Below are 20,657 nucleotides of genomic sequence, written 5' to 3' on the forward strand. Positions count from 1 at the left end.
CCATGCCCGGAACAGGACCTCCTCGGCGAAGGCGGCCAGCGTGATCAGGCCGACGGTCAGGGCCAGCGTCTCCGGCCCGAGGCCGCTCGCATGCGGCTGGAGGGTGCCCGTCGCCCAGCCTGCGGCCACGCGGGCGAACCCTGCGATGGCCAGAGTGATCCCAAAGGCAGTCGCCGCCAGGCGGACGTGTCCACGGCCGTCGCTGGAGAGCAGAGCGGTGACACGCCAGCGGCCCCCACCATCACGCCTGCCACGGCTGCCGGAAGCGCCGCGGCCATGGCTGCGTGGCCCAGCAGGTCATCGGCGCGGTGGCCCACCAGGGCATGCAGACCCTCCGTCAGGGCGATGAAGCTGACGGCGAAGACCACCACCAGCACGACGAATTCGAGGAGTGGGCGCCACCATCGAGCCCGTGGCGAGAGTCTTGCGAGCAGGTGAAAGGGAACAGGATGTTGGACCTCGTTCACGGGATCCACCCTAGCTAGAGGCGTTCGAGCAGGGCCTGGGCGCAGGCCTCGTCGAGGACGACGTCGGTGGCGACGCGGGCTCGCAGGGCGCCCAGCAGGGGTGCGGCCTTGGCGGCGCCGGCCACCACGCAGATCCGACGGGGCACCCGGTGCAGCTGCGTGGGCAGCATGCCGGAGGCGCGGGCATTGATCGGGATGTCCGCCCAGGTGCCGTCTTCGCGCAGGAAGACGGTGTTCACGTCGCCGACGACGCGTTCGGCCCGCAGCTGCTCCATGTCGCGCTCGTCCAGGTAGCCGGCGGAATAGACGTGCGACGGCAGCTCGGCGGACAGGCCACCGACGCCGAAGACCGCGAGGTCGATCTTGTGGTGCAGCGCCAGCACATTGCGCACGCTGCGTTCGCGCCACATGGCCTGTTTGGTCTCCGCGAAGTCGAACAGGGTGGGCACCGGGAAGGGCACCACTTGGGAGTTGAAGGCCTGCGCGAACTGGGAGATGATCCCGCCCACATAGGGCATCCCGGAGTTGGTGGGGCTGGCGGCGCCATTCATCTGCACCACGACGGTGCCCTTGACGTCGTTGGGCTGCAGGTACTGCACCACGCTGCCCAGGGTGGTGCCCCAGGCGGTGCCGATCACCATGGTGTCGGTGACCGCCTCACTGATCAGCTGCCCGGCTGCCCGGGCCACCCGCTCCAGCCGGTGCACGTCGGAGGCACCGTCCCGCACCGGGACGACGTGGGCCCGCACTCCGAAGTGCCGGCCGATGGTCTCCCCCAATGACGTTCGGGGGCCCGCCGGGTTGGCGAGCGTGATCTTCACCATCCCGGTCTCCCGGGCCTGCTTCAGCAGCCGGGAGACGGTGCTGCGGGAGATGTTGAGCTGCCGCGCGATGGACTCCATCGTCTCGTCCTGCACGTAGTACAGGGACGCCGCCAAGTACATCTCGTCAGAGCGCTCGTGCATGAAATCCTCCGCCTCTCGCACATTTGTTCAACGCCATGCGTCAATTGTGCACGGTGTCGGGGTTTTTGGCGGGAGCGGGGTGTGCCGGGGCTGGTCAGAGCCCCCAGCATGTTCCATCATGGGGACAGATCTGGCCGTCGGCGGCCCGCGTGCCGACCCCGACACCAGCGTCCCAGACCTCACCGGGTGACCGGTGGCATTCACGACGAAGTGGAGCAGTTCATGACCGACACCAAGTACATCCTCGCGATCGACCAGGGGACCACCAGCTCCCGCGCGATCATCTTCGACCACGCCGGGCAGATCATCAGCGTGGGTCAGAAGGAACACGAGCAGATCTTCCCGAAGGCCGGCTGGGTGGAGCATGACCCGGAGGAGGTGTGGGGCAATGTCCGCGAGGTGGTGGCGGAAGCCCTGAGCAAGGGCAACATGAACCGGCACGACATCGCGGCCGTCGGCATCACCAATCAGCGCGAGACCACCGTCGTGTGGAACAAGGAGACCGGCAAGCCGGTCTACAACGCCATCGTCTGGCAGGACACCCGCACCCAGAAGATCTGCGACGCGCTGGCCCAGGGTGACAATGACCGCTACAAGGACAAGGTGGGCCTGCCGCTGGCCACCTACTTCTGTGGCCCCAAGGTGAAGTGGATCCTGGACAACGTCGAGGGCGCCCGGGCCGACGCCGAGGCCGGCAAGTTGCTGATGGGCACCATGGACACCTGGGTGCTGTGGAACATGACCGGCGGCGTCGAGGGTGGTGTGCACGTCACCGACGTCACCAATGCCTCGCGCACCATGCTGATGGATCTCAAGACCCTCAACTGGGACGAGGAGATCGCCAAGGACATGACCATTCCGCTGAGCATGCTGCCGGACATCCGTAGCTCTGCTGAGCAGTATGGCGTTGGCCGCAAGGGCGGCTTCCTGATGGACATCCCGATTGCCGGCATCCTGGGCGACCAGCAGGCCGCCACCTTCGGCCAGGCCTGCTTCGAGAAGGGCATGGCCAAGAACACCTACGGAACCGGCTGCTTCATGCTGATGAACACCGGTGAGGAGATCGTCCCCAGCAAGAATGGCCTGTTGACCACCGTCTGCTACAAGATCGGCCAGCAGCCCGCCGTCTATGCCCTGGAGGGTTCGATCGCGGTGGCCGGCTCGCTGGTGCAGTGGCTGCGCGACAACCTCAAGATGTTTGACAGCGCTCCTGAGGTGGAGCAGCTGGCGGCCACCGTCGAGGACAACGGCGGCGCCTACTTCGTGCCCGCGTTCAGCGGCCTGTTCGCCCCCTACTGGCGTTCCGATGCCCGCGGTGCGCTGGTGGGCCTGACCCGCTACGTCAACCGCGGCCACATCGCCCGCGCCGTGCTGGAGTCCACCGCCTACCAGACCCGTGAGGTGCTGGACGCGATGGAAGCCGATTCGGGTGCCCCGCTGGCCGAGCTCAAGGTGGACGGCGGCATGACCGCCAACGAAACCCTGATGCAGTTCCAGGCCGACCAGGTGGGCGTGCCCGTCGTGCGGCCCAAGGTTGCCGAGACCACAGCTCTGGGCGCCGCCTATGCCGCCGGCATCGCCGTCGGCTTCTGGAATGGCGAGCAGGACGTCATTGACAACTGGGCCGAGGACAAGCGCTGGGAGCCCAGTGCCGAGCAGGACGAGCGGGAGCGCCTGTTCCGCAACTGGAAGAAGGCCGTGACCAAGACCTTCGACTGGGTGGACGACGACGTCAAGGAGTGAGTAGGGGCGCAATCCCAATCCCAGCACGAAACCGTCCGGTGGGGCGCGGCCGCGAGCCGCGCCCCACCGGCCTGTCCGGGGCCGCTGCTTTCGGCTTCCTGAGGTCTCATGCTGCGACGCGCCGGGGCCGGTTGGGGCGGGGTGATCTGTTGGCGGGGCTGGGGTGAGGCCTCGCAACATCTTTGTGTCCAAGGTTTTACGGTGGTCCGTCGGAGCGCCGGGGCGAATGTGACTGCGCGCGGGGGTGACAAATCCGTCGGCCAGTCACCCCTCGGTATGACGGACAACCTACTCAACGTGGGGCATGATGGACTCGCACCTGACGTAAGGGTGCAACCAACACATTGTTCGGGGGGACAATAGGTATGGCAAAGGATGTGCGCGAGCGCATGGTGGCGGGGGCCACCACACTGCTCGCTACCAAGGGATTGCAGGCGACCTCGTTCAGCGAGGTGATCGAGCTGACCAATACGCCGCGAGGATCCATCTACCACCACTTCCCAGGCGGGAAGGATGAGCTGGTGCTGGCCGCGCTGGCCGAATTCCGTGGCCGGATGCTGGAGACGATGGGTGAGGACGCCCAGGATGCCCACGGCGTCCTGCAGGCCGTGATCTCCGCCTGGCGGGGGCTGTTGGCCTCATCCCAGGCGAGCACGGGATCCGCGGCCGTCGCGGTCACCGTCGCCACTGACACCGACGAGCTGCTGACCGCCGCGGCGGAGGTCTACCAGGCCTGGCAGCAGTGTCTGGCGGGCCAGTGGGTCACCGCCGGGCTGCCCGCCCTGACCGCCGACCGGCTGGCCGCGCTCACCCTGGCCACCGTCGAGGGGGCCGTCGTGATTGCCCGGGCCAAGCGCTCGCTGGAGGCTTATGACCAGGCCGTCTCGCTGTTGCCGCAACTGCTGGACGGTGCCGTCGACTGACGACGCCCGCTGGTCACGCCTCGGTTGACCATGGCTCGGCTGACCAGCTTTCAGCCGAGCGAGGTCAGCCCCAGACCGTCGGGTGAGTAGCTGGCCGGGGCATTGGGGCCGAAGCTGCCCCGGTTGGTGCATTCCTCCAGCCGGAGGAGTTCCTCGGCCTCCGTGCGGTCCGGCAGTTCCCCGGCCTCGCGTAGGCGCTGCTCGTCGGCCAGTACCTGCTCCAGCCGGGCCTGCACCTCGGGCGGCATGGATGGCGCTGGCTCGCAGCGCAACAGGTCCGCGACCCAGGCCGTGGCCTGGTCGCTGGCGTCGTGCTGGTGCTTCGGATCCATCGGTAGCTCCTGGTACGGGGTGGGGAGGCCGGGGAGTTGGGGCTCCCGCACGGGGTTGGACGGACGGATGGCGGATCTGGTTCCCATCGTGTCAGGCAATCGTCAAGTTGTACCAGCCACTGTGGGAACCCCTCGTCGGGCTGGGGGATCGGGCTTGCTGGACTCAGCTTTCCCGGAGGTGTTCCAGCAGCGGTGCCAGCCGGGCCCGGCCGCGGGAACAGCGTGACTTCACCGTACCCGTGGCGCAGCCCAGCATGGTGGCGGCCTCCTGGACGGAATAGCCCTCCAGGTCCACCAGCACTATCGCGGCCCGTTGGTCGGCGTTCAGTTGGGCCAGGGCATCCAGCACATCGCGTCGCGCCTCCTGCTGCTCCGCCCCGGAGGTCAGGTCGGTGGGGTCGGCCAGCTGCAGCTCCCGGTCGACGTCGTCCGGCAGGCCCTCCGCGCGTCGCGAGCGGTTGTGCCGGATCCGGTCCAGGCAGGCATTCACCACGATCCGGTGCAGCCACGTGGTCACCTGGGAGTCCCCGCGGAAACTGCCCGCCCGCCGGAAGGCGGAGATCATCGCATCCTGCAGGGCGTCGGCGGCGTCGTCCGGGTTGCGCATGGTGCGCAGGGCGACGGCCCACAGCCGGTCCCGGTGCCGCTGGAAGAGCCTGTTGAAGGCCTCGGGGTCACCCGCAACATGGGCCGCGAGCAACTGCTGGTCACTCAGACCGTCCACGTCCATGCCCTCGGCCAGGACATTCACGAGTTCACCTCGATCTCGGCGATCGCTGCCTGGTAACGGTTTCCGCTGACCTTTGGCAGGCTGGTGAGGTAGATCAGCAGGTAGCGGGTCTCCACCGCCTGATCCGGCTTGAGCTCGGTGCTGGTGCCCGCGGCAGACTGGCTGGCCACCGTGGTCCACTGCTTCTGGGAGGTGGCCGGGGCGCTGTCGGAGCCGGTGTCGGCCGGGACCCGCAGCTGCACGGCCGTCGGGGAGCCCTTCAGGGTGAGCTTGACCCCGCTCACCTTCTGCCGCTGGCCCAGGTCAACCACCAGGCCGACGCCCGGCTTGAGCCGGCCCAGTTTCGGATCGCCCAGGTAGACCAGGCTCTGCCAGGCGGTGGCCGGGTTGCCGTCGAAGGCCAGCTTCACCTGGCTGGGGTTCTCCTCGCCATTGCCACCGTCGCCGGTGGGATCGAAGTCGTTGACCGCGGAGATCTGCACGGTGTCGGCCTGCTGCTCGTCCCCGCCGCCGCCGAGGACGCCGCCGGTGCCGTCCTTGTGCAGGGCCACCCGGATCAGGGAGACCAGCAGCACCAGGGCCAGCAGCGCCACCAGGATGATCAGCCAACGGCGGCGCGGCGGGCGCGAGTGGCGCACCGTGGGCGGCCGGGTGGCGCTGGTGGCCCCCGGCCGACGGGTCACCGAGGGGGTGGCGGGGCTGGCGGCGTCGAAGCCGTCGTCGCTGGCGGAGGAGGCGGAGCTGGCGCGGCCGGGCGGCGGGACCGCGGTGAACGGACCGCTGGGCTGATGGTGTGCCTGGCCGGCCTGGGTCTGTTCGTCGGGGCCACCGACGGCGGACAGGCTGCCGGTGGTCTCCAGCAGCGGGCCACCCGCATCGCCGTCGGACGGGACGACGGGATAACGCATCCGGCGCTCCAGATCGGCCGAGCCGTCCGCGGTGCCCAGCACCTTGCTCAGGGCCAGCATCACCTGGTTGGCGGTGCGCAGCGGCAGCTCATTGTGCCGGGGGGCGTCGGAGAGGATCTGGTCACAGATGATGTCCAGGGCCGGGGAGACCCCGGACCGCACCTGGCGCGGGGTCAGCCAACCGCGGGCGTCCATCGGGGCCGCGGCCATTCCCCAGGTGCGGCGCGGCTGCCCGGACTCGTCGACGGCCTGCTCCCGGGCGGTGGGCCAGCGGGTGACCAGGCTGGCGTAGAGCACCTTGCCGATGGCCATCACGTCGGCCTGCTCCCGCTCGGACCAGGCCAGGGTGCCCTCCTCGGCGTCGGGATACATCGCGGCCTCGATCAGGAAGCCGACGATCTTCACATTGCCCGTGGAGGTGATGATCACGGTGTCCGGGTTGATCCGCTGGTGGAACAGGCCCTCGGAGTGCATGGACTGCATCGCGTCGGCCAGCTCCCGGGCCACCCACGCCGCCTCCAGGGCGCTCAGTGGGCCCTGACGCAGCAGCTTCTCCAGGCTCTCGCCGGGCGCGAACTCGCACACCACCAGCGATGGCTCGCCGGGCTGCTCCCCGACCACGGCATCCAGCACCCGCAGGAAACGGGAGTCGGTGGCGAAGGCGGCCTTGCGGGCGGCGTCCAGCACGTCCGGCGTGCGCGGGTCATGGGGGGCCAGGATGTGCACCAGCACGGAGCGGGAGAGCTTCTGGTCGAAGGCCCGCCAGGTCAGGGTGCCGCCGCGCTGGGCCAGCTGCTGCTCCAGCCGGTAGCGGCCGGCGTGCACGTCGCCGGACTTCACCTCGGCCATCGGCTGGTTCTGGGAGGCGCCCTCGGGGACGCTGGTGGCCATCGCCGGGTGCAGGGTGTCGGAGAGCGGGTCGACGGTGTCCTCGGCCGGTGCTTCCTCGGCCGGGGACTCCTCGACAGGCTCGGGGATCGGTGCGGGTTGTGGCTCGGGGATCGGTGCGGGGTCAGCTTCGGGGGCCGTGGTGGGGGTCTCCGGGGTCGTTGCGGTCTCCGGAATCACGGTGGGGTTGGGTTCGTGGGAGATCAGCTCGGTACGTTCGTCGTCGACGGAGGCGAACAACCGGGTCTCGTCATCGGGGTCCTGCGGCGCCGGCCGTTGGCCTGGAATCTGGTTCATCTGGTCCTCACCCTTCAACCCCACTCTTGCCAGCGACGTTAGCCGATCCCCGGCGTTCCCGCTGTACCTGCCTGATCCGGATCGCCGTGCCGGCGAGGAAGACGGCCCCCGAGGCGATGATGATGATCCAGCCCACCCGGCCCGCCTGGGTGGCGGTGATGGTCATCTGCCGGGGGGTGCCGATCAGCCGCCCCGTCGGCGTGGCCAGCCGGGCCTGCACGCCGACCTGGCCGTTGGCAGTCGAGGTGACCTTCACCTTGACCGTCTCCGAGTCGCCGGCGCCCACCGTCAGCACCGGGGTGTCGGCCACCCGGATGCGTTGCGGATTCTCGCTGGTGAACAGGATCCGGACCCGGGCCGGGACGGTGAGCCCGTTGCGGATGGTGACCGGCACCTCCTGGTCCTGCGAGCTGGTGACAAAGCTGCCCACCACCTTCAGGCTCACCCGGTCACTGGTCAGCACGGCGCCCACCTGGGAGCGGGCGGCATCCAGCCAGCGCAGCGCCGGCTTGCGGTTGCCCTCCCAGGCGGTGCTCAGGGCCTGCGGCAGCACCACCTGGGCCAGCGCTTCGGGTTTGGCGGCGCGGGTGATCTCGCTCCAGGCCTGCAGGTCTCCCTCGGCCGCGTCCAGCCGTTCCAGCCAGACGGGATCGACGGTGATCGGCTCCTGTTCGGTGTCGGCGGGGGAGAACAGCGGGCCCAGGCCCCGGGGCAGCAGCTTCGGCAAGGCCACCCGGGTGCGCCAGGGGGCGGGGGCCAGTTCCGCGTCGGCCTGGGTGGTGGTGCTGACCAGGGTCACGGCCCCCTGTGGGGCCAACAGTTGGGTGGCCTGCAGCCGCCCGGTGACCTGCGGCTGGCCGGTGTCGGGGTCCGGGCCGGGGCCGCCGGCGTAGGCATTGTCGCGGACCGCCACCACCCGGCTGGAGGAGCCGTCGGCCAGCCGCTGTACCGGGGTCTGGGTGGCGGCATTGCCGGCCAGCACCAGCGCCGGCTTGAGCCCGGCCAGCAGTTCCCGCGAGGCCTCGTCCAGGCGGTTCTCGGCGGGCACGACGGCCAGTGGCAGCGCGGCGAGGGGATGGCCCTCGGTCAGGGGGCGGGCGGCCTGCGTGACCACCTCCCGACGGTCAGCGGCCACCGCCCGGGACACGTCGGGGCTGCCGTAGAGCGTGCGGTAGGCATTGCCGGAACGGACCACCCGCTCCAGCGCGGCCAGGTGGTCCTTGGCCAGCTGCTGGGCCTGGGCGCTGCCGGGCTGGGTGGTGCGGCCGGAACGGACCTGGTAGCCCTTGGACATTGCGGTCAGGGCGTCCACCAGGGCGGGGTCCACCAGCGTGGTCACGTCCGGGGTCTGCGCCAGCTTCAATAGCCGGGAGAGCCGGCCCCGCAGCTCCCCGGCCAGATGGTCGTCGCTGAACACCCCGGCGGAGACCATCGACGGCCGGGAATTGAGCAGCACGACGGTGGCGGCGGGCTTGCCCAGCGTCGCCAGTTTGCCCGAGGCCGGCGGGGAGAGCACGAACAGGCTGCGCGCCCGGCCTACGGTCTGGTTCTCCTGCCCCTGGGGGACGCCGCGCACCTGGACTCCGGTCAGGTAGGCGCCCGGCGCGGCCAGGCCCAGCTCCGCGATGGTGCTGTGCACCGTGAACTCGGCGCTCTCCCCGGGGGCGAAGGTCGGCTTGGGCTGCTTGCCGCCGAAGGCCTGGCTGCGCTGGTCACCGACGTCGGTGATGTTGAAGATGTTGCCCTTCTCGAAGGAGAGCATCCGTCGCCCCAGCGGGTTGGCCGGGTCGGACCGGAGCACCTCGTCCAGGGTCTCAAGGTCCCCGATCGGATCCTCCGAGCGCCACAGGTGCACCTGCACGGCGCTCATCGGGGTGGTGGTGTTGTTGGTGACGGTGCCGCGGATGGTGACCGACTGGTCCGGGGTGCCGGAGGCCGGCGACAGTTCGCTGATGGAGACGCTCAGCGTGGCCGGCTCGTCCGCGCTGGCCGGGGTCACCACGACGGTGCCCAGACCCAGCACCACGAGCAGCAGCGCCAACGCGCCGGCAAGGGCACGATGGGCGGCGGCGCGCGCGACGGGGGCTGTCACCCATCCAGCCTAGTTGCCCTGCTGGGCCTGCCGCTGCTGCCACCACTGAAGCAGCGCCTCAGTGGCCTTCTCCTCGCCCAGCGGACCCTCGTCGATCCGCAGGTTGAGCAGGTACTTGTAGGCCTCGCCCACCTCCCGCGACGGCTTCAGCCCCAGCAGCTGCATGATCTGCTCACCGTCCAGGTCCGGACGCATCGCGTCCAGCTCCTCCTGCTCGGCCAGCTGCTGGATCCGCTGCTCCAGGTCGTCATAGGCGGCGCGCAGCCGGGCCGCCTTGCGCTGGTTGCGCGTGGTGCAGTCGCTGCGGGTGAGGATGTGCAGGCGTTCCAGCTGGTCACCGGCGTCGCGGACATAGCGTCGGACCGCGGAATCGCTCCACTGCGCCTCCCCGTAGCCGTGGAAGCGCAGGTGCTGCTCGATCAGCTGGCAGACGGCCTTGGTGTCGTCGGTCGAGAACTTCAGCGTCTTCATCCGCTTCTTGGCCTGCTTGGCACCCACCAGGTCATGGTGGTGGAAGCTGACGCTGCCGTCGTCCTCGAAGACCCGGGTGGCGGGCTTGCCGATGTCGTGCAGCAGGGCGGCCAGCCGCAGCACCAGGTCTGGCTGGTGGCCGCGCTCCCGCTCCAGCGCGATGGCCTGGTCCAGCACCGTGAGGCTGTGCTGGTAGACGTCCTTGTGACGCTTGTGCTCGTCCTGGGTCTGGCGCAGCGCGGACAGTTCCGGCAGCACCCGGTCCGCCAGGCCGGTGGTGACCAGCAGGTTCAGCCCGGGGCGGGGGTGGTCGGTCAGCAGCAGCTTGCACAGCTCGTCGTGCACCCGCTCCGCGCTGATGATCTGGATCCGGTCGGCCATCTCCGTCATGGCCTGCTGCACGTCGGGGGCGACGCTGAACTGCAGCTGGCTGGCAAAGCGGGCGGCGCGCATCATCCGCAGCGGGTCGTCGGAGAAGGAGCGTTCCGCCGTGAAGGGGGTGCGCAGCACCCGGTTGGCCAGGTCCTGCAGGCCGCCATAGGGGTCCACGAAGCGGTTGTTGGCGACGTCGAAGGCCATCGCGTTGACCGTGAAGTCCCGACGGATGAGGTCGTCGGCGATGTTGCTCCCGAAGTTCACCTCCGGCTTGCGGGAATCGCTGCGGTAGCTGTCCGCGCGGAAGGTGGTGATCTCGATCTGCCAGTCGACGCCCTGGGAGCGCTTCTTGGCGCCGATGGTGCCGTACTCCTTGCCGATGTCCCAGACGGCCTTGGTCCAGCCGCGCAGCAGCTTTTCGATGTCGTCGGGGCGGGCGCTGGTGGTGAAGTCCAGGTCATGCTGCAGCACGCCCAGCAGGGCGTCGCGCACCGGGCCGCCCACCAGGTAGAGCTCGTGCCCGGCGTCGGCGAACAGCTGTCCCAACTCCCCGACGACGGGCGTGCTGGCCAACAGGCCGGCCATCTGCTCGTTCTGGGTCCGGGTCAGTGCGGTGGGCTGGTTCTGGGGCACCGGAGAAGTGTACGGGAGCCGGGGGTGGGGGTGCGCTAGGCGCTCACCGGGTTGCCGCCCGGTGGGGATGCCGGCTGGGCGCGGCGCTTCACGTCCCGCAGGATGGCCACGATGTCATCCACCTCCTGTGGCTGGAAGACGTGTTCCGGGCCCGTGGGTGCGGTATCCGTGAAGGGAGCCTCGAACAGCCGACGCGGCTCCACCAGGCCATTGCTGGTCAATTCGTCGACGATCAGCTGGACGAAGCGCACCTGATTGACCGAGTACCGCGTTCCGTCCAGGAAGCGGCTGAAGGCCTCGGTGGCGGCACCGCGGTCCAGGCCCACCAAGGATCGGACGAACAAGCCGAGCCCGCCAGCGGCTTGACCAGCCGTGTCGACGACGTCGTGGGTTCCACCGGCGTCCAACAACATCTCCTCGAGCGCAGCCAGGTCATCCGTGGTGAGCGGCTTGTTGCGCAGCAGCCGCTGCATGGAGATGTGGCTCTCATGGGTCCGCAGGTAGGAGCGTGCCTTGGCGCGGAATCGCTCCAGGTCGGTGCCCGGGGTGATCCCAGGCAGGTCCACCTCCACCGCGATGCCCAGGGTGTCCTCGAAGTCGGTGAAGACTCGGGTTCGGGGAGTGTTCTCAATCAGGTGCATCAGCCCGCGCAACCGGGTGCGGGCCAGCTCCAGCATCGACGGGGTGACGTCGGCCCACCAGTCGTCGGAGGCCACCGCCTCGATCAGCACCTGCTGCTCGGCCACCATCGGGATGTTCGTCTTGCCCAGCAGCATGGTGCACATCTCCTGCACCTGACCGCGGATGCGCTCCGCCAGCACGGCATCGCCCTCCAACTGGGCCACCTGACGCCGCAGGATCAACAGGTCGAAGCGCTTGGCCTTCTCCGCTGCCTTCTCCACCTCCGCGGTGGTGGGAAGACCAGCCAGGATGATCGCTTCCCGGATGCCATCAGGCGTGAGGTTCTCCCAGCGGCTGCGTTCGTTGAACTTCTCCACGGTCTCCCAGTGGGGCCGCACCAGGACATTGTCGAAGGTCATCCCGGCCACGAACTCATGCAGCGTGGCGGCGGTGGCTTTCCGTAGGTCCTCCTCCGCAGCCTGGCTGGCCAATGCGCGGATCAGCTCCATCCGTGCCTCGAAGATCCGCTGCGTCAGGGACTTCTGGGTGGAGCCCTCGCTGCCGGGGAAATCCTGTCCGAAGAACTCCAGGTTTCCGCAGTAGTCGAAGACGTAGAAATCGCGTTTGTCCTTGCCGGGGCCGAAGAGGTCGGGGCAGAGCCGGGTGCCGCGGCCGATCATCTGCCAGAACTTGGACTTGGAGCGGACCATCTTGAAGAAGACCAGATTGGCCACTTCGGGAACATCGATCCCGGTGTCCAGCATGTCCACGCTGATTGCGATCTGCGGGTTCTTGGCGGCGTCGCTGAAGTCGTCAATCAGGCTCTGGGCATAGGGGTTCGCGTGGGTGATCACCCGGGCGAACTGGCCGGCGTGCTGGGGCCAGCCCAGGTCAAAGCGTTGCTGGATGAAGTCGGCGTGCTGCTGGTTCTTGGCGAAGATGATGGTCTTGGCCAGCCGGTCATTGCCGGCGACGCGGTAGCCGTCGGCCATCAGCTGCCCGAGCACCTTGTCCACCGTGTCCTCGTTGAACAGGAAACGGTTGAGTTCCTCGGCTCCCACCTCGTCGGGAGCGCCGTCCTCTCCCCAGTCCAGGGAATCCCACTGCTCCTTCTCGGCCTCGGTGAGTTCGTTGTACTTGATTCCGAGGCGGGTGAACTTGGTGCCGACAGCGATCCCCTTGGGCGGAACCAGATAGCCGTCCCGGACAGCCTCGTCCAGGCTGTAGGCGTCGGTGGGCACCCCGTCCTCCAGGTGGAAGAGCCGATAGGTGTTGTGATCCACCTCGTCCTTGGGGGTGGCCGTGAGCCCCACCAGCAACGAATCGAAGTAGCGGAAGATGGCGCCGTACTTGTCGTAGACGCTGCGGTGGGCCTCGTCGATCACCACCAGGTCAAAGTGTCCCGGGCCAAAGCGCCGCTCGTCGGCGTCGTCGGTCTGGTTGATCAGGTTGAGGATGGTCGGATAGGTGGAGCAGTACACCCGGCCCTCGGCGGCGCGCTCCTTGACCAGGTCGACGGTGGTGACATTGGGTAGGTGGGCGCGGAAGGCCCGGGCCGCCTGACCGACCAGCGCGGTGCGATCGGCCAGGAAGAGCACCCGCTTCACCCAGCCGGCATCCATCAGCTGCTTGACAAGCGCAATCACGGTGCGGGTCTTGCCGGAACCGGTGGCCATCACCAACAAGGCCTCGCGGTGACGCTGGTCAAAGCTCTGGCCGATCGCCTTGATCGCCCGGCTCTGGTAGTAGCGGCCCGCAATCTCTGGGTCGACGGGTTCCAGAGCCAGCTGTTTGCGGCCAGCGCGGCGCTGGATGGTGAGTTCCAGCTGGTCCTTGGTCAGGAAGCCCTGGATCTCCCGCGGCGGGTAACCGGCCGCGTCATCCCAGAGCCAGGTGCGGATGCCGTTGGTGTAGAAGATCACCGGCCGACGCCCGAAGCGTTGTGCCATGCAGTCGGCGTAGAGGGTAGCCTGCTGCTGGCCCTTCAGTTCGCTGGCCTGGGTGCGCTTGGCTTCCACCACGGCCAGGGGGAGGCCGTCGTCGCCCCAGAGTACGTAGTCGACATAGCCGACGCCGCTGTTGTTGGGCATCCCGTGGACCTCGAATTCGCGGTCCCTGGCCTGGTCAAGAGGCCACCCGGCTTCGCGCAGTTGCAGGTCAATGAACCGAGCGCGGGTGATGGCCTCGGTGTAGTCATGAGTGTCGGCGACGGCGTGTTGCGTCTTGGCTGCTGCCAGCTGTTGACGCGTGGCCTCCAGCTCGGCCTCCAGGGAAGCGAGGGCGGAGGCATTGCCCTCCAGCTGTTGGGCAGCCTGCTGATCCTTCAGCTTGAATTGACGGACCAGCTGCGCAACCTGGGTGCGCGGAACGGAGGCCTTGCGCCTGGCCACCTCGGGGTCGAAGCGTTGGCCTACTGGAACCTGGTTGGGTGTGGTGGTGTAGTTCAGCCCGAACCACACCAGCACGTGGAAGAGCTCCTCCAGGCAGGCCTGACCGTCGGCTGGGCGGAGCGTGCGAGTGCCGGGGTGGGCGGCGTCGTTGCCGTAGCGCCGGATCAGGTTGAGCTTGTCGGTGATGGGTGTGGGCACGATGGTGCGGAAGGGCCCGGCATTCATCTGGGCGGAGAGTTCAGGGCGGTAGGCCTCCGGCAGCCGGTTCAGGGCGTAGATCTCCTGCACCAGCAGCTCGACGGTGCGCCGGGCGTAGACACAGGTGATCAGGGGATCGGTGGCCATCGCCTCCTCGGCGCGGGCAGCATTGCCCGCGATGTCGGGCCAATCGCCCCGCAGGAAGTCGAAGTTGCCCACCGTGGCCATCCTCTTGGTCGGATGATCGACAGCGTAGCGGGAGTGGTGACAGGCGTCTGTCTGGATCTCAGTCGTGTCAGTCACCTGTCCGTCGCGTAGACAGACGGGGGTGACTGAGGCTGGACAGCCTCAACAGGCACAATGGTTTACTTGTGTCAAGCAACGTTGCCCGGGAGAGGAGGGGGCCATGACTGAAGTTGCCGTCAGCGCACCGGTCCTCACCTGGGCGCAGCGTCGTAGCGGCCGCGACGATGAGGAAATCCGGCACAAGTTTGCCGAGTGGGACGAGTGGCTCGCGGAGGAGAGCAGCCCCAGCTTCGCCGAGGTGGAGAAGATCGCTGAGTTCACCCGAGTTCCCCTCGGGTACTTCTTCCTGCCCGAACCCCCCATTGAGGAGCTTCCGATTCCCGACCTCCGGGTCGGACGCGGTCAGCGAGTGGCGGCGAGTGCCGATCTATTGGACACCATCTACCTCAACCAGCGCCGTCAGGCCTGGTACGAGGACTATCTGGCGGACCAGCGGGAGCCCGAACCGCTCGAGTTTGTGGGCAGCGCGGCTCACTGGACGGTTTCCCGGGCGGCACGCGAGATCAGCGCGGCGTTGGACTACTCCGTGGCAGCGCGCCAGCGGTTCCGGACGATGGACGAAGCGCGCGCACATCTCGTCGCGTCCTTCGAGGGTCTGGGCGGGCTTGTTGTCCTGAACTCCATGGTGGCCAACAACACCCAGCGGATGCTGGATCTTGAGGAGTTCCGCGGCTTCACCCTGCATTCTCTGTATGCGCCGTTGGTCTTCGTGAATTCCCACGACACCAAGAACGGTCAGGTCTTCTCCCTGCTTCATGAGTTCGCGCATGTCTGGCGGGGCGAGTCCGGTGTGAGCCAGGGTGGAGATCCGCTACACAACCGCAGTACCGACACGGAGCGGTGGTGCGACGCGGTTGCGGCCGAAGTGGCGGTCCCGACGAAGGACCTGGAGCGCAGCTTCAGTGGCAGCGCGGATCTCACCGCAGAGCTCGACCGGTTGGCTGGTCGGTATCGGTGCTCCACTCTGGTGATCCTGCTCAAGCTCAAGGAGGCAGAGCTCATTCCGACGGGTGGCTTCGCCCAGGTCTACGCGGAGGAGCTGGACCGGCTGATCCACCTGGCTGGACAGGCGCCGCCAGGCGGTGGCGGTGACTTCTACAACAACCAGCCCTACCGGATTGGCCGCACCCTCAGCCGAGCCATCGTCCGGGACGCTCGTCGCGGAGGCACCTCCATGACCGAGGCGTTGCGGTTGCTGGCCTTCGGCCGGATTGGGATGTTCGACAGCTATGCCCGACGGTTGGAGGAAGGCTGATGTTCCTCCTGGACTCCAACGTCTTCATCCAAGCGGCCCGGCTCTACTACCACCCGGACATCGCGCCCACCTTCTGGCGTTGGCTGGCCGAGCAGCACCAGCAGGGTGCGTTGGCTTCCATTGTTGCTGTCCGCAAGGAGTTGGACGATGGGGACAAGAGGCAAGGCCCCGGGCATTTGAAGACCTGGGCGGCCAGCCTGCCGGCATCCTTCTGGTTGAAGCCGGATGCGTCCACGACGCCTTCGATGACGCAGCTTTCGGCGTGGGTGATGCACCCGGATCGCAAGTACACCCAGGCGGCCAAGGACGAGTTCCTCCGCGTGGCCGACTACTACTTGGTTGCCCAGGCCCAGAGCGGGCAGCATCACGTGGTGACCTTCGAGCTTCCCTCACCCGACTCCAAGAAGCGGGTCCTCATCCCCGATGCCTGCAATGCACTGGGGGTCCCCTTTGCAGAGCCGTTCTCCGTCTATCGAGACCTGGGGCTGCGCTTCCTCTGATCGGATGGTCGACAGCGTAGCGGCAGTGGTGACAGATGCGTCGGAGCCCGTCGAATCCAAACGCCTGACGCCATAGGTACCCACGAGGAAGAAAGAAGAACAGATATGCCCTTGATGGGCAACCGATTGCATGCCAGTGTGCCACGAACGGAGCGCAACGGGGCGCCCCTTGGCTGAGGAGTTTTGATCATGCAGACACTCGACTGGGTCGTGGTGGGCGGGTACTTCTTGCTGATGCTGTGGATCGGTTGGTGGTCCAAGAGCCGCGTCAAGAACGCATCGGACTTCTTTGTTGCCGACGGGAAGATCCCTTGGTGGCTCGTGGGTATCTCACACCACATGTCCGGCTACTCGGCCGCGGTCTTTGTTGGCTACGCCGCGCTTGCGTACACCGTGGGATTCGCGGTCTACGTGTGGTGGGCCCTGTCCATCACGGTTGCCTGCATCGTGGGTGGATGGCTCTTCGCTCCCCGCTGGCCCCGGTTGCGCCAGCGGCTGGGCATCATCTCGCCTTTGGAGTACTTGGCCGTGCGCTTCAATGTCGCCACCGAGCAGCTCTTGGCTTGGAGTGGAGCCCTGCTGAAAGTCTTTGACGTGGCGGCGAAGTGGACCGCCTCGGCCATCCTGCTCAACGTTTTCGCTGGCATCCCTACCGCCTGGGGGGTTCTTCTGGTTGGCGGTGTCACCATGGTCTACTCCACGATCGGAGGTATTTGGGCCGACGTGTTGACTGACTTTGGGCAGTTCGTCATCCAGCTGGTGGCCGCAATAGCGCTCGCCGTGGCGGTCATGATCAAACTGGACGGACTGGTGACCCCCTTCACCATCTGGGAGAAGTTGCCGTCTGGTCATGCCAATCCCTTCGGCGGAAACCTGACACTGGCCTTCTTCCTCGCCTACGTCGTGATCTCGACGCTTTCTTACAACGGCGGTACGTGGAACCTGGCAATGCGCATGATCTCGGCGGAGAACGGCTCCCAGGCGCGGCGGTCCATCATGCTGTCTGCCGCGTTGTACGTCGCTTGGCCGCTGGTGCTCTTCTTCCCGATGTGGGCTGCGCCGATCCTGCTGCCTGATCTTGCCAAGCCTGACCAGAGCTATGCGCTGTTGACGACGACTCTGCTGCCTCAAGGTCTTGTGGGCTTGGTGCTCGCGGGCATGTTCAGCCACACCATGGCGATGACCTCATCGGACTCCAATGCGATCGCCTCTGTGGTCGTGCGCGACATCATCCCCCAGTTCCGAAAGGACAGGTCTTTCCTGCCGGAGAAGACGGAGCTCTTCTTCAGCCGACTCATAACCTTCTTGTTCATCACTGGGTCGATGGTGATTGCCCTCACCGCGGACCAGTTCGGCGGCGTCCTGGGTCTGCTGATCCTGTGGTTCGGTGCGCTGGTCGGTCCCATTGCCGTGCCGATGCTCCTCGGTCTCCTGCCTGCCTTCCGCCGCTCCGGGTCTTCCGCGGCGCTGCTGTCGACCGCGGCGGGCCTGATGATGTTCGCCGCAAACCGCTGGCTGTGGACGTCCTGGCTCGCCACTCTGGGCGCCAATGCCCAGGCCTGGACCGTGGCCACGCCGGTGCTGCTGTCCATCCTCGTCTTCGTCGCGGTCGGCTACATCAAGCCGGAGAACACTCCGCGCAGTGATGCGCTAGTGGACTCCCTCTCGAGCGAGGCTGGCACTTTGGAGCGCACCGCATGATTCGCAGCTGGGCCGGCCACCTGTGCCGGGACATCTTGCCATGGTGGGAAATCAACGCGGTCGACGACGTCGGCGGGGGAGTGCTGACCGGATTCGACAACAGGGGTCAACTCCACACCACTGACCGGTTCACCTGGTCAGAGGGGCGCTGGGCGTGGGTCTGTGCCGAACTTGCTGACGACGCGAGCTCCGGTCGGCTGCCACTCGACGCGGACCTGTGGCGCCAGCGGTGCCTGCAGACCTGTGAACGCATCGTGCGGCTCAGTTTGCGTGCTGACGGGAGGACCCATTTCCGGCTCACCGAGGCCGGTGAACCCGTCTCAGATGCTTCGGGCGAAACCGCTACAAGCGTCTTTGCTGACCTGTTCGCCGTCTTGGGTCTGGCAGCGGGGATCCGCACTCTTGCGCCGGAAGACCCCAGACAGAGCGAATGGCAGCAAGCGTGCGGCAAGGTCCTCGCCACTGCGTACGCTGCAGTCAGGAACCGCACTGCGCTGAGTGAGCCCTACCCGGTGCCGGAGGGGTTCAGTGATCTCGCCGGGCCAATGAACCTGTTGCACACCGCCGCAGAAATGCTTCGCATACCGTTGGGCGAGTCGGTAGCCATGCAAGCGCGTGCTGTGCGCGACTGGGCAGCAGCGCGAATTCATGACACGCACCTGACTTCTGATGGCTGGCGGGAGTTCGCGCCGCGAGCCGCTTGCGACGAGGACACGCTGCTGGCTCGGCACCGCACCCCGGGCCACCTGCTGGAGTTGCTCTGGATGGCTAAGCACGCTCAGCAATCTGACCCCACCCTCGTGGTGATTCCGGAGGATCGGATGGTCCCTCTAGCGGAACAGGCAATTCGGATGTCCTGGGACCAGCGGCACGGAGGCCTCCTGCGCTACACCGACGAGCGCCAGGGAACCGCGCCACAGGGGCGCGCCATGAACTCCCGGTACGAGGAACTGGTGCGCCAGACGTGGGACACCAAGTTGTGGTGGGTGCACTCCGAGGCCATCTACGCCCTCAACCTGCTTGCACCCCAAGACCCTGGCGGAGGCTTGGCGCCCTGGGCGAGCATGGTGTCCGACTGGACGATGGACACCTTTCCCAACGGAGCTGGGCAGGAATGGACCCAGATCCGTACCCGCGACGGGCGCCCCTTCGACGAAGTCGTGGCGCTGCCGGTCAAGGATCCCTTTCACATCATCCGAGCACTAGTCCTCACCAACCGGCTCTCAGAACCCACGGAGGAAAGCACATGAGCCTGCATGACCTGGTCTTGACCATCCACGACGACGCAGAGCAACTCGGAGCCGTTACTGCGGCACATGCCGCTATGGCGATCCGGGATGCCATAGACAAGAAGGGGGAGGCGAGGGTCATGCTCGCCGCTGCCCCAAGTCAGGAGCCGACGTTGCGCCATTTGGCCCGGGAGTCCTTCGATCGCGACAAGCTTGTCTTGTTCCACATGGATGACTACTTGGGACTGGCCGCCGACGCTCCCCAGGGGTTCGGCAACTGGTTGGAGACGAACTTCCTCGACCGGCTCGGCAGCGGGCCGGTCTTCCACCGGATCAACCCTGCGCTGCCCCCCGAGGAGGCAGAGGCGGACTATGCCGCAGTCATGGGGGTCGAGCCCTTCGACCTCACCTTGTGTGGGCTCGGGGTGAACGCGCACCTCGCCTTCAATGACCCGCCCGCTGACTTCCATGACAGCAAGTCGGTGCGGGTTGTCCAGCTGGAACGGCGTTCCCGACAACAGCAGGTGGATGAAGGTCACTTCCCGAACCTTGAGGCCGTTCCTGAGCGGGCCCTGACCGTCACCATCCCCAGGCTGCTCAACGCTGAGGCGGTGGTCTGCAGTGTGCTCGGAAGGGCGAAACGTGAAGCCGTCGAAAAGACCTTGGCAAGCCCGCCCGACCCCCAGGTGCCGGGAACAGCACTCAAGACCCACCCCCGCGTGGAACTTCACATCGACCGAGAGGCGGCCACCGATGCCAAGCTTGGGAGCTGAGTACTTCGAGGCCGTGACCGGCCTCATGAAGAGAATTCTCACCACGCAAGAAGACGCCATCAACCGGGCCGCCGGTCTACTCGCCGACCAGATCGAGAAGGATCGCCTGGTGCACGTCTACGGGCCTGGCGGACACTCGAACCTCGCATCCCAAGAGGTCTTCTTCCGGGCGGGTGGGCTCATGCACATCTCTGCGGTCTTGGACGAAGGCACCCTGCTGTCCTCCGGTGCGCTGCGGTCGATGGCCATTGAGCGCACCCCCGGATACGGGCGGATTGTCATCGACGACCAACGGCTCGGTCCAGACGATCTCCTGGTCCTGGTCAACGCCTACGGGATCAACGCGGCGCTGATCGACGCGGCGCTGCGCGCCCGAGAGCTCGGGGTGAAGACCATCGGCGTCTCGTCCCGCTCGCACGCGGAGGGGACGACGCTGGACCATCCGGCTCGGCACCCGTCGAAGCAGAACCTGCACGACGTCGTCGACCTGCACATCGACACCCTCGTTCCCATCGGGGACGCGCTCATCCAGGTCCAGGGTGCACTGGAGAAGTCCGGCGCTAGCTCGACCTTTGCCAACGCGTTCACCATGAACTGGCTGATGCTCGCGACCCTCGAGGAACTCGTGGAACGCGGTGTCGAGGTGCCGATGTGGCGCAGTGGCAATGCCCCTGGTGGGGATGAGGCGAACAGCCGCTTCATCCATGCTTTCAAGGGGCGGGTGCGATGCCTGTGAGCAGGCAGCCGGGCACGGTGCAAGGGCGTTGTCCGTTCACCGGCACCCCGCTGGAAGTGCGTTGGAACAGGCATAGGGTCACATCTGTGGAGCGGATTCGCACATGCGACTCCCTACCCTGGCT

Annotated in this window: 15 protein-coding genes; 8 read left to right on the forward strand and 7 right to left on the reverse strand. The window is 67.2% G+C overall.

Annotated elements, in window-relative coordinates; genetic code table 11:
• Positions 1 to 481: 481 nt before the first annotated feature.
• Entirely contained in the window at positions 482 to 1,432 is a 951-nt protein-coding gene (locus AAEX60_RS00825; protein ID WP_342100383.1) for a sugar-binding transcriptional regulator, read from the reverse strand.
• A 222-nt stretch (positions 1,433 to 1,654) separates the two neighbouring features.
• Between AAEX60_RS00825 and glpK the strand changes: the two genes are divergently transcribed.
• Both glpK and AAEX60_RS00835 read left to right on the forward strand, forming a co-directional pair.
• Positions 1,655 to 3,175 (forward strand): glycerol kinase GlpK, encoded by a 1,521-nt coding sequence (gene glpK, locus AAEX60_RS00830; protein WP_342100384.1) that lies wholly within the window; start codon positions 1,655 to 1,657, stop codon positions 3,173 to 3,175.
• A 365-nt stretch (positions 3,176 to 3,540) separates the two neighbouring features.
• Positions 3,541 to 4,098, forward strand: coding sequence for a TetR/AcrR family transcriptional regulator (locus AAEX60_RS00835; protein ID WP_342100386.1), 558 nt, complete (start codon positions 3,541 to 3,543; stop codon positions 4,096 to 4,098).
• Positions 4,099 to 4,148: 50 nt separating this feature from the next.
• Here the strand turns inward: AAEX60_RS00835 and AAEX60_RS00840 are convergent, their stop codons facing one another.
• The 6 genes from AAEX60_RS00840 to AAEX60_RS00865 all read right to left on the reverse strand — a co-directional run bounded on the left by AAEX60_RS00840 (position 4,149) and on the right by AAEX60_RS00865 (position 14,252).
• Positions 4,149 to 4,430 (reverse strand): hypothetical protein, encoded by a 282-nt coding sequence (locus AAEX60_RS00840; protein WP_342100389.1) that lies wholly within the window; start codon positions 4,428 to 4,430, stop codon positions 4,149 to 4,151.
• A 163-nt stretch (positions 4,431 to 4,593) separates the two neighbouring features.
• Positions 4,594 to 5,181 (reverse strand): RNA polymerase sigma factor SigM, encoded by a 588-nt coding sequence (sigM, locus tag AAEX60_RS00845; RefSeq protein ID WP_342100391.1) that lies wholly within the window; start codon positions 5,179 to 5,181, stop codon positions 4,594 to 4,596.
• Positions 5,178 to 7,253: a protein kinase family protein gene (locus AAEX60_RS00850; RefSeq protein WP_342100394.1), complete on the reverse strand. Its 2,076-nt coding sequence runs from the start codon at positions 7,251 to 7,253 to the stop codon at positions 5,178 to 5,180. Before AAEX60_RS00850 ends, sigM begins: the two co-directional genes overlap by 4 nt.
• 7 nt (positions 7,254 to 7,260) lie before the next feature.
• Positions 7,261 to 9,345 (reverse strand): DUF6049 family protein, encoded by a 2,085-nt coding sequence (locus AAEX60_RS00855; RefSeq protein WP_342100395.1) that lies wholly within the window; start codon positions 9,343 to 9,345, stop codon positions 7,261 to 7,263.
• A gap of 9 nt (positions 9,346 to 9,354) precedes the next feature.
• Positions 9,355 to 10,776 (reverse strand): CCA tRNA nucleotidyltransferase, encoded by a 1,422-nt coding sequence (locus AAEX60_RS00860; RefSeq protein ID WP_342100473.1) that lies wholly within the window; start codon positions 10,774 to 10,776, stop codon positions 9,355 to 9,357.
• Between the two features lie 83 nt (positions 10,777 to 10,859).
• The gene (locus tag AAEX60_RS00865; RefSeq protein ID WP_342100398.1) at positions 10,860 to 14,252 is read right to left on the reverse strand and encodes a DEAD/DEAH box helicase family protein; all 3,393 of its coding nucleotides are present in this window, start codon (positions 14,250 to 14,252) and stop codon (positions 10,860 to 10,862) included.
• 187 nt (positions 14,253 to 14,439) lie between these two features.
• On the opposite strand from AAEX60_RS00865, the gene AAEX60_RS00870 reads away from it, so the two are divergent.
• The 6 genes from AAEX60_RS00870 (at position 14,440) to AAEX60_RS00895 (ending at position 20,533) form a co-directional block, all read left to right on the forward strand.
• The gene (locus tag AAEX60_RS00870) at positions 14,440 to 15,594 is read left to right on the forward strand and encodes an ImmA/IrrE family metallo-endopeptidase (RefSeq protein WP_342100399.1); all 1,155 of its coding nucleotides are present in this window, start codon (positions 14,440 to 14,442) and stop codon (positions 15,592 to 15,594) included.
• Entirely contained in the window at positions 15,594 to 16,094 is a 501-nt protein-coding gene (locus tag AAEX60_RS00875) for a DUF4411 family protein (protein ID WP_342100401.1), read from the forward strand. The genes AAEX60_RS00870 and AAEX60_RS00875 overlap by 1 nt, the downstream gene beginning before the upstream one ends.
• 189 nt (positions 16,095 to 16,283) lie before the next feature.
• Positions 16,284 to 17,795, forward strand: coding sequence for a sodium:solute symporter family protein (locus AAEX60_RS00880; protein WP_342100403.1), 1,512 nt, complete (start codon positions 16,284 to 16,286; stop codon positions 17,793 to 17,795).
• Positions 17,792 to 19,045: an AGE family epimerase/isomerase gene (locus AAEX60_RS00885; RefSeq protein ID WP_342100404.1), complete on the forward strand. Its 1,254-nt coding sequence runs from the start codon at positions 17,792 to 17,794 to the stop codon at positions 19,043 to 19,045. Before AAEX60_RS00880 ends, AAEX60_RS00885 begins: the two co-directional genes overlap by 4 nt.
• Positions 19,042 to 19,797 (forward strand): 6-phosphogluconolactonase, encoded by a 756-nt coding sequence (locus AAEX60_RS00890; RefSeq protein ID WP_342100406.1) that lies wholly within the window; start codon positions 19,042 to 19,044, stop codon positions 19,795 to 19,797. The genes AAEX60_RS00885 and AAEX60_RS00890 overlap by 4 nt, the downstream gene beginning before the upstream one ends.
• Positions 19,778 to 20,533 (forward strand): sugar isomerase domain-containing protein, encoded by a 756-nt coding sequence (locus tag AAEX60_RS00895; RefSeq protein WP_342100407.1) that lies wholly within the window; start codon positions 19,778 to 19,780, stop codon positions 20,531 to 20,533. The genes AAEX60_RS00890 and AAEX60_RS00895 overlap by 20 nt, the downstream gene beginning before the upstream one ends.
• Positions 20,534 to 20,657 lie beyond the last annotated feature (124 nt).

Origin of the sequence: Luteococcus sp. H101 (assembly GCF_038433155.1) — a bacterium.
In the GTDB taxonomy this organism is placed as follows: domain Bacteria; phylum Actinomycetota; class Actinomycetes; order Propionibacteriales; family Propionibacteriaceae; genus Luteococcus.